We start from the raw sequence: 14,541 nt of genomic DNA, 5'->3' as shown, positions 1-14,541 counted from the left end.
AAATTAACGCGTGAAAAATAATTATAAAACAGAATAGATTAATTCTTTCATTTTATAATTAATCACTATATAATATTGATTGACTAAAGATAAGGATGATTGATGTGAATGCATACCTAATAAAGAAGGTTTTAAATAATAATGTTATTATTTGTACAAAGGCACAAGAGGAATACGTGCTGATTGCAAAAGGTATTGGATTTAATAAGAAGCATGGTATGGTGTTACAAGAAAATCAAACGATAGAAAAAGTTTATATATTGGATCAAAAATCACAGCAAGATCATTATAAAACATTAATGGAGTTAGCAAATGATACCATAATTCAAGCAGTGATTGATGCAGTCAATATTATAACCAATTCTGTAATGAAAGTAGATAATCAAAAACTAGTCATTTCATTAACAGATCACATTATTTTCGCTTATAAACGTTTAAAGCAGAATCAATTGATTAACAATCCTTTTGTTGTAGAAACAAAACAATTATATAGCGAGGAATATCGTATTGCAGAGAAAGTAATTGAACGTTTAAATCATGTATTGGCAGTTCATTTCCCAGAAGATGAGATTGGATTTATTGCATTACATATTGCTTCGAATACTGAATCATTATCTATGCGAGAGATGGATTTAATTAATAAGCTTATTAATAAGAGTATTTTCATTTTAGAAAATGATTTGAAACATACGATAGACAAAGAATCTGTTCAGTATCAACGTTTTATAAGACATATTCAGTTTTTGATTAAACGATTACGAAACGGTGAGTCATTACAAAAAACTAATGCATTTGAAGCTTTATTAAAGCAACAATATCCACAATGTTTTAATATCGCTTTGAAAATCATGCAGCTTTTACAACAAGAATTAAAAGTAAAAGTATATGAAGCAGAGGTTATATATTTAACGTTGCATGTTTATCATTTTATGGAAAATCATTAAACCCGAGACGATAATTAAAAAGCTAGCAATGAGGCTATGTATTGAAACATCTTATGACATTTTGTCACATACTAATAGCTCATGTTAGTGGCTAACTGTCAATGGATCTTATTATGTCAGGGTCCAAATTGAGTATGATATATAACATTCGAATTATTACTTATGTAGCAATTCATGTGCATAAGTGATTTTGTAGTTGAGGTTATTAGGCGTATTATTCATTATGAGAAATGCAACTAGATTTGTTATACAAATGACAGTTTAATTTATGGATTTAATATATGAAAACAAACCAGACGTCATTATGGGCGGCTGGTTTGTTTTTTACTTAGTATAAATTGCATTACATAATGAAACAAGATTCACTTTTAATGCATTTAAGCATTATTTTTTGCATGGAGTAAAAAAACAATTTTTTTGCCATAACCTTGTTGTTGATATGTATCAAGCGGCTTGTTTAATTCAATTTTTATTTGTTTTGGTTGTTTTTTGGAATTTAATTTAGCTATTGCATACCCACGCTTTTTAGTACCTGAATCTAATTCATCCACTAATGTAGACGATTTTGGCATGCTTATGAAAGTGGAATCATCTAATGTTATCTTTATATCGCCTGTGAATGTTATTGGGGTTGGTGTTTCATTCATAACATCACCAAAGTACCCTAAATAGCGCTCATGTGTTTTCGTATTTTCAACGAGCAAGTAGCTAAATGATGTTTTGAAGGTTTTATTATTCGTAGGCGTTATATCATTTGTAGTTGAATATTTATTTGTAAATTTTTGAATTGATTTATAAGTTATATCATCCTTTTTAGAATAAAATGTACTACCTAGACTAGCTTTTGCAAACGTCATAGGGTCGGTTATTTGTTTTTTAGAATTTTTGGCGTAACTGCAACCAGCTACACTGATTACAAGAATAAATAAAAATATTATGATTTTTTTCAATGAAATGCTCCTGTATTTATATTGTGCCTATTATGTATGTTAATAGTATACGTCTATTGGTAGATTAAATAAAGCATATCATGAAAAAACATATTATTGCTGCGCGAAAACTAAATGATAATTATTAAAATTGTAAATTGTATGTAATAGAATTCTTAAACTTTATATTTTGACGATAAAATTCATTTACTATTAAAATGAAAAACATTATACTTAATGTTCTGTCTGATTTGAATTTAGGAGGATAAAAATATGAAGTATTATGATGAGGTGCCTATAATAAGATCTGTAGCTGCTATGTTAGTTGTGGCGATACATACTGTTAATAGTATAGCCTTGTCAGGAGGTACATTTGCATCAGATGGGTTAGGTTATGTAAATCAAATAGCCAGGTTAGGTACACCCATATTTGCTGTAATAAGCGCATTTTTATTAACCATCTCAGTAGTGAACAAGGGTTTTCATTTGGACTATTTTGTTAAATCACGGTTTAGCAAAATATTTATTCCTTATATCATTTGGACTATATTTTATTTATTATATAGAGCTTATTATTTACATAATCTTGAGGATGACGGTAACCTGTTAAATTACTTTGTGTATGGAAAAGCGAATTTCCATCTGTATTTTATTTTGACAGTCATCCAGTTTTACGTTTTATTTCCTATTCTACATAAATTCAGAAAAGGTTGGCCAATTATTGGTGTTTATATATTAGCGACTATCGCCAATATTATTTGGATTAGAATGGACCCTATATCAATGGATAGTGACGGCATAGAACGCTTTGTGAATGATAAATTATTTATTATGAATTGGATTTCATTTTTTATGTTAGGCATAGTATATGCTAAATTTTATAATGAAATTAGAATATTGATTTTTAAACATAAAGCGATATTATCAATTGTTATCGGTATTTTATTTATTGATTTTCTATTAAGTATAGATTTGAATCATTTACAAAGTTCAATTACTATTTCAAATATGGTATATATCCCATTTTTCCTAATTTTTTTAAACTATTTATATGAACACATTAAGAAAAACAAAACAATTTTAAAAATATTAACTCTAATAGGGAATTATTCTATGGGGATTTACTTAGTACATTATGTCGCAATTCAATTTGTGAAACGGTTGCCAATTATAGAAGACATTGTACCTCAAAGTAAATTTATGGGGGTTTTTATATTAACTGTAGCCGTATCTGTATTGATTGTTTATCTTATAGGAAAGCTACCATACGGCAATTATATTGTCCCAATTCCAAGGAAAAAGGCAACTAAAACTACAGATGTAGACAAGATAAACATAACTCAAAACGAATATACGTCTAATTAGTATTCATATCAAATTATTTAACATAGTATTTATGCCTGAAGGTCTCTTTCTGAGCACTTCAGGCTTTTTGTATCAAATGAGATTGCGTTTACAATGTTCAGAATATTGCTGGCTTTTTTCTTCTTGTTATAAAATAGATATGTGAAATAATAAGAATATGATATGATGGAAATTAGTAATTAGGACAATTAAAGTAGTTTATGATAGAATTTCGGACAGTATTTCTATCAAGAGAGAGTGTAATTACGAATTCAAAGTATTAAGTTAAGGTATGGTGAGTAATATATGTCGAACGAGGACAACGTTAAACAAGAAACAAAAAATAAAAAAGAAAAACTAAGACTTAGTTTTCCAGAGACCCGCTTCATGAAGTTTATGGGAGGCAAAGACTTATTATTTGGCTTATTTATGTTGATACTTTTAGGTATTGCAATATTTATATTTGATCAAGTATCATATATCTTCAAACCATTTATCATTGTATTCAATACGATTGCAGCGCCTATCATTGTTTCAATCATTCTATACTATTTATTCAATCCATTAGTTAACCTGATGGAACGATATAATATCTCACGCCTTTGGGGTGTTATTATATTATTCTTAGTTATTATTGGTGTCATTGCTTTAGCAATTAACTTATTAATTCCAGTGATAGGTACTCAATTTAAAAGTTTTGGGAACAACTTTCCTTATTATGTAGATAAAGTAAATCAATTTATTGATAACCTTACAAAAAATTCCTTGATTTCTAATTTCTATGGACAAATACAAGAACAATTGGATGCATTGGCTAATAAGGTACCGTCAATGGTTTCTGATTATTTTAATGGATTCGGCTCAAAAGTAAAAAACGTTGCTGAAGCTATTGTTAATGTTGGTGTCGTTATTGCAACAACACCATTTGTATTATTCTTTATGTTAAAAGATGGACATCATTTTAAAGAATTTTCTACTAAAATAATGCCACCAAAATTTAGAAAAGATTTTCATGATTTATTAGATAAAATGAGTTTACAAGTTGGCTCTTATATCCAAGGCCAAATTATTGTTTCATTTTGTATTGGTGTATTACTATTTATTGGTTATAGTATTATAGGCTTAGACTATAGTTTGATTTTAGCATCTATTGCTGCTGTTACGAGTGTAGTACCCTATTTAGGGCCAACAATAGCTATTTCACCAGCTATTATTATTGCTTTAATCACATCGCCGATTATGCTCTTAAAATTGATAGTGGTATGGACTGCGGTACAATTTATTGAGGGCCACTTTATTTCACCTAACATTATGGGTAAAACATTAAAAATACATCCACTAACTATCATCTTCATCTTATTGAGCGCAGGTAATCTTTTAGGTATTGTCGGAGTTATTTTAGGTATTCCAGCATATGCCATACTAAAAGTATTAGTTGCCCACGTATATACTATGTATAAACGTAGATATAATAAATATTATGGTGATGATGCAGGCGAATATGAAATTACAAATGATGAAGAGATTCGCTAGTTTTTAGATAATAAGACTGCCGTGTCTATTTAGTAATTGAGAAGAAACACCTTATGGAACAATGCGTTTCAATAAGGTGTTTTTTGTTTTCAACATACACCTAACAATTATGTTAGAAGTTATTTTTAACATTTTATTTATTATATATTATTATTGTGCTATATTTTTTATTGAACTTAGATTATTATAAAGAGAAGTGAAAACATGTCTAAAAAAATGAGAAGTAGATTACTTTCTATATTGAAAATCGTATTTGCGGTAGCATTGTTTATCATTGTAGTGTTTACACTATATAAAGAATTATCGCATATCAATATTAAAGAAACGATTCACGCTTTCGGAAAAATTAATCGCGTATGGTTAGTATTATTATTTATAAGCGGTGGGGCGTCTATTATTGTACTTTCTATGTATGATGTCATACTGGCGAAGACTTTAAATCTAAAGATTTCTTTAGTGAAAACCATTCGCGTTGGATATATTGTTAATGCACTTAATGCTGTTGTAGGTTTTGGTGGATTTATTGGGGCGAGTGTACGTTTTTTATTTTACAAACATGCTACAGATGACAAAAAAGCATTGTTGCATACCATATCTATCGTATTAATTTCTATGTTAACTGGCTTAAGTTTATTATCTATTTTAGTAGTGTTACACGTGTTTAATATATCGCATCTTTTTTCTCCATACCCATGGATTAAATGGTTAATGTATATTGTTGCCTTGTTTTTACCAATTTTTGTAATTTTTACGGTAATCAAACCAGTACAAAAAACGCAAAAATTTCTAGGTGTATACTGTACCCTTGTATCAAGTGTTGAATGGATTGTAGCAGCACTCGTATTATATATGGCTTTATCTATGGTAGGGATCCATATACCATTTTCTACATTTATGGGGATTTTTATTATCGCTGCATTATCAGGGCTTATCAGTTTTATTCCAGGTGGATTTGGTACATTTGATTTAGTAATAATATTAGGGCTTAAAAGCTTAAATATCGCTGAAGAATCTATTGTATTAGCATTATTACTTTATCGCTTCGCATATTATCTATTTCCTGTGTTAATTGCCTTGATTTTATCTACATTTGAATTTCGAGGAACTGCCAAACGTTATTGGGAAGATTCGCGTATTTTAGTTCCAGTTAAAGATATGAGTTCTTTATTAGCGTCGTATCAAAAGGATATTATTGCGCGAGCACCATCGTTTTCTATTGCTATATTATTAATGTTTACGAGTCTGCTATTTTTCTTAAATAATTTAACCATCATTTATGATGGTTTATATGATCCAAATCACTATATTTATTACATTATTGTATCGGTACATACATGTGCATGTTTATTATTATTTTTAAATGTAGTAGGTGTATATCGGTTATCTAAGCGTGCAATTCTGTTCTCTATTATTTCTATTGTATTAATATTTATTGCAACGGCTTATACCTATGCTTCATTTATTTTACTGAGTTGGCTAATTGTAATGCTCATTTTATTATTAATATTTTATAGAAGAGCGCGAGTTATAAAGCGCCCGTTTAGATATTCAAAATTATGCTTAAGCTTTATCATGGGGGCAATCGTACTATACATTAATCATATTGTTATTGCCAGTGCTTTTTATACATTGGATATTTATCATATTGAGTTAGATACATCTATTTTAAGGTATTATTTCTGGTTCACGATTTTGTTAGTGGCAGTTATTGTTGGCACTATCGTTTGGTGGTTTGAACATCGTCATAGAATTTCAAATGCGCGAGAAAATAGTGAACTATGTGAAGCTATCATTCAACAATATGGTGGGAATTATTTAAGTCACCTTATGTATAGTGGTGATAAACAATTTTTTGTTGATGAACAAGAAGATGCCTTTTTAATGTATCGTTACCAACGTAGTGCATATATTGTACTTGGTGATCCTATTGGTAATCCACACTCTTTCCATAACCTTCTCGAGTCGTTTTATCAAGAAGCAGAGTACCTAGGTTATGATATTATTTTCTATCAAGTAACGGATAAAAATATGTCACTTTATCATAGTTTTGGAAATCAATTCTTCAAATTAGGTGAGGAAGCGGTTATTGATTTAACTTCGTTTACGACTTCAGGTAAGAAAAAACGTGGTTTGCGTGCAACTTTAAATAAATTTGACGATTTAAATTATAAATTTGAAGTTAAAGAACCACCGTTTTCACAACAATTAATTTTTGATTTAAAGAAAATTAGTGATGAATGGCTTGCAGATAAAAATGAAATGCATTTTTCTGTAGGTAGTTTTAATGAAGCGTATTTATCTAAAGCACCAATTGCAATTATAAAAGACAGTAATGAAGCGATTATTGCATTTTGTACTTTGATGCCAACATATTATAAAGGTACTATTTCTGTTGATTTAATACGTTGGAGAACAGATGTCGCATTGCCATTAATGGATGGTTTATATTTGAATATGTTGTTGTGGTCACAAAAGCAAAATTATCAACGTTTTAATATGGGAATGGCGACTTTATCCAATGTGGGGCAAATACCTTATTCTTTTTATGGAGAACGTATAGCTGGACGTATTTTTGAACACTTTAATGGCTTATATAGATTTCAAGGTTTAAGAAAATATAAAGAGAAATTCAATCCACAATGGGAACCCAGATTCCTTGTATATAGAAAACGCCATTCATTATGGGTTAGTATGATCAAAGTGATGCGCGTAATTAGAAAACATAAATAATAGCAATAATGAAACACCCCACATGTGCTCAGCATGTGGGGTGTTTTTAGGAGTTAATCGTGCTTAATGGTTTCTGTAATTAATATACTGGAGAAGTTATTAATTACATAATAAACTAACTGCATAACTTTCTAAATATCATTTTGACTCTAACTATATTTGAATCGCTTATTACCTCTTTTTTTAAGGTATAATCATAATATAGCATTAATAGAAAACGCTTTCAACAGTGTGGTTACATATTATTCACTTTATATTTTACATATTATATCTATATATTCTTTTTGAAATATAAGTGTATTTATACTTTATGGTTTTAATATAACGAATGACAGAATGATTGACAAATCTTGTTTTGATTAAATCATAAATTTATGCAAATAGGCTATTAAATGGAAACATGTTATGGTAATATGAAAGCGGTTACACAAATGAGGTGGATACATTGGCAACGATTAAAGACGTAGCTACATTGGTTGGTTGTTCAGTAGCAACCGTGTCAAGAGCAATTAATAACAATGGTTATGTTAAAGCAAAGACAAGACTTCAAATTGAGGAAGCGATTTCAGAATTAAATTATCTACCAAATGAAGCAGCGCGAACATTATATAAAAGAAAGTCCAAAATGATTGGTTTATTACTTCCAGACATTAGCAATCCGTTCTTCACATTAATTGCACGTGGTGTCGAGGATGTTGCTTTAGCACATGGGTATCAAGTACTTATTGGCAATAGTGATAATAATATACAAAAGGCACAGGATTATTTGGCAACTTTTGTATCACATAATTGTACTGGAATAATATCTACGGCGTTTAATGATAACAATATTGAAAAAACTTTAAATGCACAGCATATTCCATTTATATTTGTCGATCGTATTAATAATGAACATAGTGGTATATCCACCGACCATTTTAATGGTGGTCAACTTCAGGCAGAGATTGTACGAGGAGGAAAGGCTAAAAATGTAATGATTATTCATGAAAATTTATTCATTGATGCATTTAATAAGCGTGTTCAAGGTGTCAAGGATGTATTAAATCAGTACAATATCAATTATAAAATGTTAGCAGCACAACAATTAGATAATGCGGAAAAATTTATTAAAGCAATGGATGAACATAACATCGATAGTATTATTTGTAGTAATGATTTAATAGCTATACAAGTTTTAGGACTAGTTCAGAGATATCATTTTAAAGTCCCAGAAGACATACAAATTATGGGATATGACAATATTCCGTTTTCAAAAATGACCTATCCTCAAATTGCGACGATAGATCAATCCGCATATCATTTAGGCGAAGTTGCTGTTTCACAATTATTAGGTTTAAGCCACTATGTCACAAAGAAAGATAATAATCAGTTGACGCTCACTGTCAAACGTAGAGGAAGCATACGTAAATAAACGATAGTGTGTAACGGGTTACATATAAGGAGGGTGATTTTATGTATAAAACAGGCATATTAAATAGCGATATCTCAAAATTACTTAGTGATTTAGGTCATACAGATGAAATTATGATTGCTGATTGTGGGCTTCCGGTACCCAATGGTGTTAAAAAAATTGACCTTGCATTGGAATTTGGAAAACCGTCATTTTGGGAAGTATTTCAGTTGATTAGAGCACATATGGCAATCGAACAGATGACGATTGCGCATGAAATGATAACTAAAAATGAACCGTTATATAGCATGTTAAAAGGAGAAGAAATTAATCTTCGTACAGAGTCACATGAAGCGTTAAAGTCACATAGTAACAATGTAAAAGCTGTAATTCGCACTGGTGAGGACAAACCTTTTGCAAATGTCATATTAACAAGTGATGTTTTATTTTAAGGGGGGATAACTGATGATTGAAATGAAGCAAATATATAAATCATTTGGACAAAATGATGTACTCAGAGGTGTAGATTTTGAAATTGCAGATGCAGAAGTTCATGCACTTATGGGGGAAAATGGTGCTGGAAAAAGTACGTTAATGAAAATTTTAACTGGGGTTTACGATGCCAATAGTGGGCATGTTACAGAAGATGGTAAGCCGCTTCAATTTGATAATACCAAAGACGCCGAGACGAATGGTGTGTCATTTATTCAACAAGAATTAAATATTTGGCCTAATTTAACTGTCTTAGAGAATTTGTTTTTAGGTAAAGAACCAACTAAATTTTTAGGAATTATTGATAATAAAACGATGGAAAAGCAAGCATTAGAGATATTTAAAACACTCAATGTGCAAATTGACCTTAACCAAATAGCAGGTACATTATCCGTTGGTATGCAGCAGATGTTAGAAATAAGTAAAGCATTAATGCAAGATTCTAAAGTGATTATTATGGATGAACCAACAGCTGCTTTAACCACGAGTGAGATTGAGGTATTATTTGAACAAATTAATAAGTTGAAATCAGCAGGTGTCTCTTTTGTCTACATATCACACAGAATGGAAGAAATTTTTAACATTGCCGATCGTATTACTGTGATGAGGGATGGCCAATCCATACTAACAACGAAAACACAAGATACAACGAATACAGCAATTGTAAAAGCTATGATTGGGAGAGACTTAGATAATCAGTATCCAGAGAGAAATTATCAACAAGATGAATTAGTGCTATCGGTTAGTAAGCTTAATTCTTCTGTACACCATTTGAAAGATGTTCATTTTGAATTACATAAGGGAGAGATTTTAGGATTTAGCGGTTTGATGGGTGCCGGTAGATCTGAAATTATGCGCGTCTTATTTGGTCTGGATAAGGGAGATACACAAGTAACACTCAATGGTAAGTCAATTCATGTAAGGAACCCTCATGCATCTATAAAGCAAGGCCTGGCATTTATCACTGAAAATAGAAAAGAAGAGGGTTTAGTGCTCCAAGATTCAATTATTGAAAATATTTCTTTACCTGCATTAAAAAGTTTTTCAAAACATGGCTTTTTGACTGATAAATCAATGAATGACTATGCAGAACAAATGATTCAACGTTTGAATATCAAAGGTAAAAAAGAGGATATCTGTATGGATTTATCTGGCGGTAACCAGCAAAAAGTGGTGTTAGCTAAATGGATTGCTACGGCACCACATGTATTGATCTTAGATGAACCAACTCGAGGTATCGATGTAGGCGCAAAGCGAGAAATTTACCAATTAATGAATGAACTGACAGAACGTGGCATGTCTATCATTATGGTTTCATCAGAACTTCCAGAAGTAATTGGTATGAGTGATAGGGTTGCAGTCGTACATGAAGGCAATATAGTAGGTGTATTAAACAATAAAGATTTAACAGAAGAACGTATTATGACTTTAGCTACAGGAGGGAATATTGATGAAGCAATCTAATGTCTCATTTTCATATTTAGAAAAAATTATTCCATTTATTGGTTTAATATTACTGGTCATTATCATTAGTGTGTTAAATAGTGCATTTTTAGAACCATCAAATCTGTTTAACCTATTGAGACAAGTATCTATAAATGGATTAATTGCATTTGGGATGACATTCGTAATTTTAACAGGTGGTATTGATTTATCTGTTGGATCTACTCTGGCATTATCTAGTGCACTCATAGCTATCTTAATGGTCTCAGGTGTGGATTCTATGATTGCGTTGTTAGTTGGATGTATTTTTGGAGCTATTTTAGGCGCTGTTAACGGCATTTTAATTACGCTAGGTAAGATGGCACCCTTTATTGCGACATTGGCTACAATGACGGTTTTTAGAGGATTGACGCTTGTTATTACAGATGGGAATCCAATTACGAATTTAAATGGTAGTTATGCCTTTCAATTATTTGGACGCGGTTACTTTTTAGGCATACCAGTTCCAGCAGTGACGATGTTTATTACATTTATTATTTTATATATTATTTTACATAAAACGATATTTGGTAGACAAACTTATGCGATGGGTGGTAACGAAAAGGCAGCCTTTATTTCTGGTATTAAAGTAAATAAATTGAAAATTATGATATACAGTTTAGCTGGTTTAATGTCTGCGATGGCTGGGGCGATTTTAACGTCTCGGTTAAATTCAGCTCAACCAACTGCGGGAATGTCATATGAGTTGGATGCAATTGCTGCAGTTGTTTTGGGTGGTACATCTCTAACAGGTGGTAAGGGACGTATACTTGGAACACTAATAGGTGTGTTGATTATAGGTGTATTAAATAATGGATTAAATTTATTAGGCGTTTCTTCCTTCTATCAACAAGTGGTTAAAGGTGTCGTAATTATTATTGCAGTACTTATTGATAGAAAGAATAAATAGAGCAGGAGGAATATGTCATGAAAAGATTAGTCATAATTGTAATGGTCATGGTACTCTTTTTGGCCGGCTGTTCTTTAGAGTCGCCTTTGGAAAAGAAAGACAGTGGCAAATCGGATAAGAAAAAGTCAGATGTTGTTATTGGTGTCAGTATTTCTACGTTGAATAATCCATTCTTTGTAAAAATTAAAGATGGTATAGAAGCTGAGGCTAAGAAACAGGGAGTTAAAGTTAAATTTGCAGACGCTCAGGACGATGCAGCGAAACAAGCAAATGACATTGATGATTTAATACAACAAAATGTAGATTATCTTATTGTAAATCCAACCGACTCGGATGCTATTTCAGGTAGTGTTCAAATTGCGAACGATCAAAATATACCTGTTATCACTTTAGATAGAGAAGTTGCTAAAGGAAAGGTGGCTTCGTTTATTGCGTCAGATAATATTAAAGGTGGCGAAATGGGTGGTAAACTTATTGTTGATCAATTGGGTAAAGGTACAAAAGTAGCCGAACTGGAAGGTATACCAGGTGCGAGTGCTACTCGTGAACGGGGCAAAGGATTTCACCATATTGCTGATGATGATTTAGATGTTGTTTCGAAACAAAGTGCTAAATTTAATAGGACAGAAGGTTTGAATGTGACACAAAATATTATTCAAGCACACCCTGATATTAAAGCGATATTTGCTCAAAATGATGAAATGGCATTAGGAGCCGTAGAAGCGGTTGGTAACAAAGATATTAAAGTTGTTGGTTTTGATGGTAATGAAGATGCTATGAAGTCTGTTGAAAATAATAAATTATATGCAACAGTTGCGCAACAACCAGATTTAATGGGTGAAGCAAGTATTAAAACTGTTATGGATTTATATAATGGCAAAAAAGTTAAAACAAAAAATAAGATACCTTTAGAAATGAAAAAGCAAAAATAGTGAGTTATAAAAATAAAAGCCGGATTCAGTTTTAAAAAACTGTTTTCCGGCTTTATGTTTAGTAATCTATTGTGTGCTTATAATTTTGGCGGTCTTGTTGTTCTTTGGCATAACGTTCGGGGTTCTTTTTATAAAAATCTTGATGTTCTGACTCTGCTTCATAAAATGTTGAAGCGGGTAATATTTGTGTTGCAATTGCTTTATCTTTATCAATAGTTTGTTTGAGTTTTTCAATATAATCTTCGGCAACGATTTTTTGATCTTCATTTGTATAGAAGATAGCAGTCTTATATTGCGTGCCTCTATCTTGAAATTGGCCGCCTTCGTCGGATGGGTCTATTACTGAAAAGAAAATCTCTAATAATTTATTGTATGAAAATAGTGCTACGTCATATTCGATTTCAACAGTTTCCAAATGTCCAGTGTTACCTGTTTTGACTTGTTCATATGAAGGATTGTCTACATGCCCTCCCATATAGCCAGAGGTTACTTTTTCAATACCTTCAAATGTATCAAATGGTTTAACCATACACCAGAAGCAACCTCCTGCGAAGTAGGCTTTGTTTATATTCATGCTTAACATCCTTTCCGTATTAGACCTTAGTACCATATATTAAGATATCACTTGATTTTTATACACTTTTTATATAACTTTAATATATGTTAATTATAGTACATAGAAGTGCAATTTTGAAGATATAAGGTTGATACTAATGAATGAAGACAAACTAAGAAGCAATGAAAGTACACAAAGCAATACCAATCCCGCACCAATGCGTAGGGTGAAAAAGAAGCGATTCAGAAAGCTTCCGTTTATTATTTTGATTTGTATTATTATTTTAGCAATTATCATAGGCTATTCAGTTCATGGTTATAATTCTGGTATAAAATATGCTAAAGACCATGGTAAAACACTGAAACACCATAAATTTAATGGCGCCGTAAAGAACGATGGTAAAATTACAGTTATGGTATTAGGTGCTGACAAAGAACAAGGCGGCATTTCTAGAACAGATTCTATTATGATTGCACAATACGATTATATTCATAAAAAGATGAAAATGATGTCTGTGATGCGAGATATTTATGCTGATATCCCTGGTAATGGCCAGCACAAAATAAACTCTGCTTATTCTATCGGTGGACCAGAGTTGCTAAGACAAACATTGAAGAAAAATCTTGGCATTGATCCTGAATATTATGCGATTTTAGATTTTACTGGATTTGAAAAAATGATAGATGAGTTAGAGCCAAATGGTGTGCCAATTGATGTTGAGAAAGATATGTCAAAAAATATTGGTGTATCGTTGAAGAAAGGACATCATACGCTGAATGGTAAAGAATTATTAGGTTATGCAAGATTTAGACACGATGAAGAAGGCGATTTCGGTCGTGTACGGAGACAGCAGCAAGTGATGCAAGCGCTCAAACAAGAGCTTGCAAGCATTGATACATTACCTAAATTACCTAGAGTGGCTGGTATTTTAAGAGGTTATTTAAATACGAATATGCCAGATTCTGCATTGATACAATCAGGATTAAACTTTGGTATCCGTGGTGATAAGAACGTGGATTCTGTGACATTACCTGTCAAAGGTACGTATCAAGATATTCAAACACCAATGGACGGTAGTGCTTTAGAGATTGATAAAGCGAAAAACAAAGAAGAAGTTAAAAGGTTCTTAGAAGAATAACGAGATTGTATCTATAAGAATTAAAAAAGAGGCTGGGACATAAATACCCAATCTCAAAAAAAGAGGGCTAATCCTTTATGGGTTAGTCCTCTTTATATTTAAAATCTTACGATTTTGACCGTGCATGCTTGCCTGGGGTATGGTTCGAGCCTGTAGTCTCT

General features: G+C 31.5%; 12 protein-coding genes. 10 read left to right on the top strand and 2 right to left on the bottom strand.

What is annotated here, in order from left to right:
• Positions 1 to 104: 104 nt before the first annotated feature.
• Positions 105 to 944 carry a glucose PTS transporter transcription antiterminator GlcT gene (gene glcT / locus BTJ66_RS09635; protein WP_099090753.1) on the top strand — a complete coding sequence of 280 codons (840 nt, stop codon included), beginning with the start codon at positions 105 to 107 and terminating at the stop codon, positions 942 to 944.
• A 377-nt stretch (positions 945 to 1,321) separates the two neighbouring features.
• Here glcT and BTJ66_RS09630 read toward each other — a convergent pair whose 3' ends face one another.
• Positions 1,322 to 1,894 (bottom strand): hypothetical protein, encoded by a 573-nt coding sequence (locus BTJ66_RS09630; protein WP_099090752.1) that lies wholly within the window; start codon positions 1,892 to 1,894, stop codon positions 1,322 to 1,324.
• 252 nt (positions 1,895 to 2,146) lie between these two features.
• Between BTJ66_RS09630 and BTJ66_RS09625 the strand changes: the two genes are divergently transcribed.
• From BTJ66_RS09625 to BTJ66_RS09590, 8 genes are all read left to right on the top strand, one after another.
• Positions 2,147 to 3,238 carry an acyltransferase gene (locus BTJ66_RS09625; protein ID WP_099090751.1) on the top strand — a complete coding sequence of 364 codons (1,092 nt, stop codon included), beginning with the start codon at positions 2,147 to 2,149 and terminating at the stop codon, positions 3,236 to 3,238.
• 285 nt (positions 3,239 to 3,523) lie between these two features.
• Complete coding sequence (locus BTJ66_RS09620) at positions 3,524 to 4,750, top strand: AI-2E family transporter (protein ID WP_099090750.1); 1,227 nt, start codon at positions 3,524 to 3,526, stop codon at positions 4,748 to 4,750.
• Positions 4,751 to 4,954: 204 nt separating this feature from the next.
• Positions 4,955 to 7,480: a bifunctional lysylphosphatidylglycerol flippase/synthetase MprF gene (gene mprF, locus BTJ66_RS09615; RefSeq protein ID WP_099090749.1), complete on the top strand. Its 2,526-nt coding sequence runs from the start codon at positions 4,955 to 4,957 to the stop codon at positions 7,478 to 7,480.
• A 445-nt stretch (positions 7,481 to 7,925) separates the two neighbouring features.
• Positions 7,926 to 8,891, top strand: coding sequence for a LacI family DNA-binding transcriptional regulator (locus BTJ66_RS09610; protein WP_099090748.1), 966 nt, complete (start codon positions 7,926 to 7,928; stop codon positions 8,889 to 8,891).
• A 41-nt stretch (positions 8,892 to 8,932) separates the two neighbouring features.
• Positions 8,933 to 9,322 (top strand): D-ribose pyranase, encoded by a 390-nt coding sequence (gene rbsD / locus BTJ66_RS09605; RefSeq protein WP_099090747.1) that lies wholly within the window; start codon positions 8,933 to 8,935, stop codon positions 9,320 to 9,322.
• Positions 9,323 to 9,335: 13 nt separating this feature from the next.
• Complete coding sequence (locus BTJ66_RS09600) at positions 9,336 to 10,826, top strand: sugar ABC transporter ATP-binding protein (protein WP_099090746.1); 1,491 nt, start codon at positions 9,336 to 9,338, stop codon at positions 10,824 to 10,826.
• The gene (locus BTJ66_RS09595) at positions 10,813 to 11,754 is read left to right on the top strand and encodes an ABC transporter permease (RefSeq protein WP_099090745.1); all 942 of its coding nucleotides are present in this window, start codon (positions 10,813 to 10,815) and stop codon (positions 11,752 to 11,754) included. Before BTJ66_RS09600 ends, BTJ66_RS09595 begins: the two co-directional genes overlap by 14 nt.
• 17 nt (positions 11,755 to 11,771) lie before the next feature.
• Complete coding sequence (locus BTJ66_RS09590; protein WP_099090744.1) at positions 11,772 to 12,686, top strand: D-ribose ABC transporter substrate-binding protein; 915 nt, start codon at positions 11,772 to 11,774, stop codon at positions 12,684 to 12,686.
• 58 nt (positions 12,687 to 12,744) lie between these two features.
• Here BTJ66_RS09590 and msrA read toward each other — a convergent pair whose 3' ends face one another.
• On the bottom strand, positions 12,745 to 13,260 hold the full coding sequence (gene msrA / locus BTJ66_RS09585) for a peptide-methionine (S)-S-oxide reductase MsrA (RefSeq protein ID WP_099090743.1): 516 nt from the start codon (positions 13,258 to 13,260) through the stop codon (positions 12,745 to 12,747).
• 139 nt (positions 13,261 to 13,399) lie between these two features.
• Here msrA and BTJ66_RS09580 point away from each other — a divergent pair, with 139 nt between their 5' ends.
• Positions 13,400 to 14,380, top strand: a complete 981-nt coding sequence (locus tag BTJ66_RS09580) for an LCP family protein (RefSeq protein WP_099090742.1) — start codon at positions 13,400 to 13,402, stop codon at positions 14,378 to 14,380.
• The last annotated feature ends 161 nt before the right edge of the window (positions 14,381 to 14,541 follow it).

Source organism: Staphylococcus edaphicus (genome assembly GCF_002614725.1).
Taxonomy (GTDB): Bacteria; Bacillota; Bacilli; order Staphylococcales; family Staphylococcaceae; genus Staphylococcus; species Staphylococcus edaphicus.
Note: the sequence above shows the minus strand (reverse complement) of the source record. Positions and strands in the feature narration are given on the sequence as shown.

What these genes read in the sequence shown, in the direction of transcription:
- BTJ66_RS09625 (WP_099090751.1), top strand. Translation starts at nt 2,147, where the DNA reads ATGAAGTATTATGATGAGGTGCCTATAATAAGATCTGTAGCTGCTATG.
- rbsD (WP_099090747.1), top strand. Translation starts at nt 8,933, where the DNA reads ATGTATAAAACAGGCATATTAAATAGCGATATCTCAAAATTACTTAGT.
- BTJ66_RS09600 (WP_099090746.1), top strand. Translation starts at nt 9,336, where the DNA reads ATGATTGAAATGAAGCAAATATATAAATCATTTGGACAAAATGATGTA.
- msrA (WP_099090743.1), bottom strand. Translation starts at nt 13,260, where the DNA reads ATGAATATAAACAAAGCCTACTTCGCAGGAGGTTGCTTCTGGTGTATG.
- mprF (WP_099090749.1), top strand. Translation starts at nt 4,955, where the DNA reads ATGTCTAAAAAAATGAGAAGTAGATTACTTTCTATATTGAAAATCGTA.
- BTJ66_RS09580 (WP_099090742.1), top strand. Translation starts at nt 13,400, where the DNA reads ATGAATGAAGACAAACTAAGAAGCAATGAAAGTACACAAAGCAATACC.
- BTJ66_RS09620 (WP_099090750.1), top strand. Translation starts at nt 3,524, where the DNA reads ATGTCGAACGAGGACAACGTTAAACAAGAAACAAAAAATAAAAAAGAA.
- BTJ66_RS09590 (WP_099090744.1), top strand. Translation starts at nt 11,772, where the DNA reads ATGAAAAGATTAGTCATAATTGTAATGGTCATGGTACTCTTTTTGGCC.
- BTJ66_RS09595 (WP_099090745.1), top strand. Translation starts at nt 10,813, where the DNA reads ATGAAGCAATCTAATGTCTCATTTTCATATTTAGAAAAAATTATTCCA.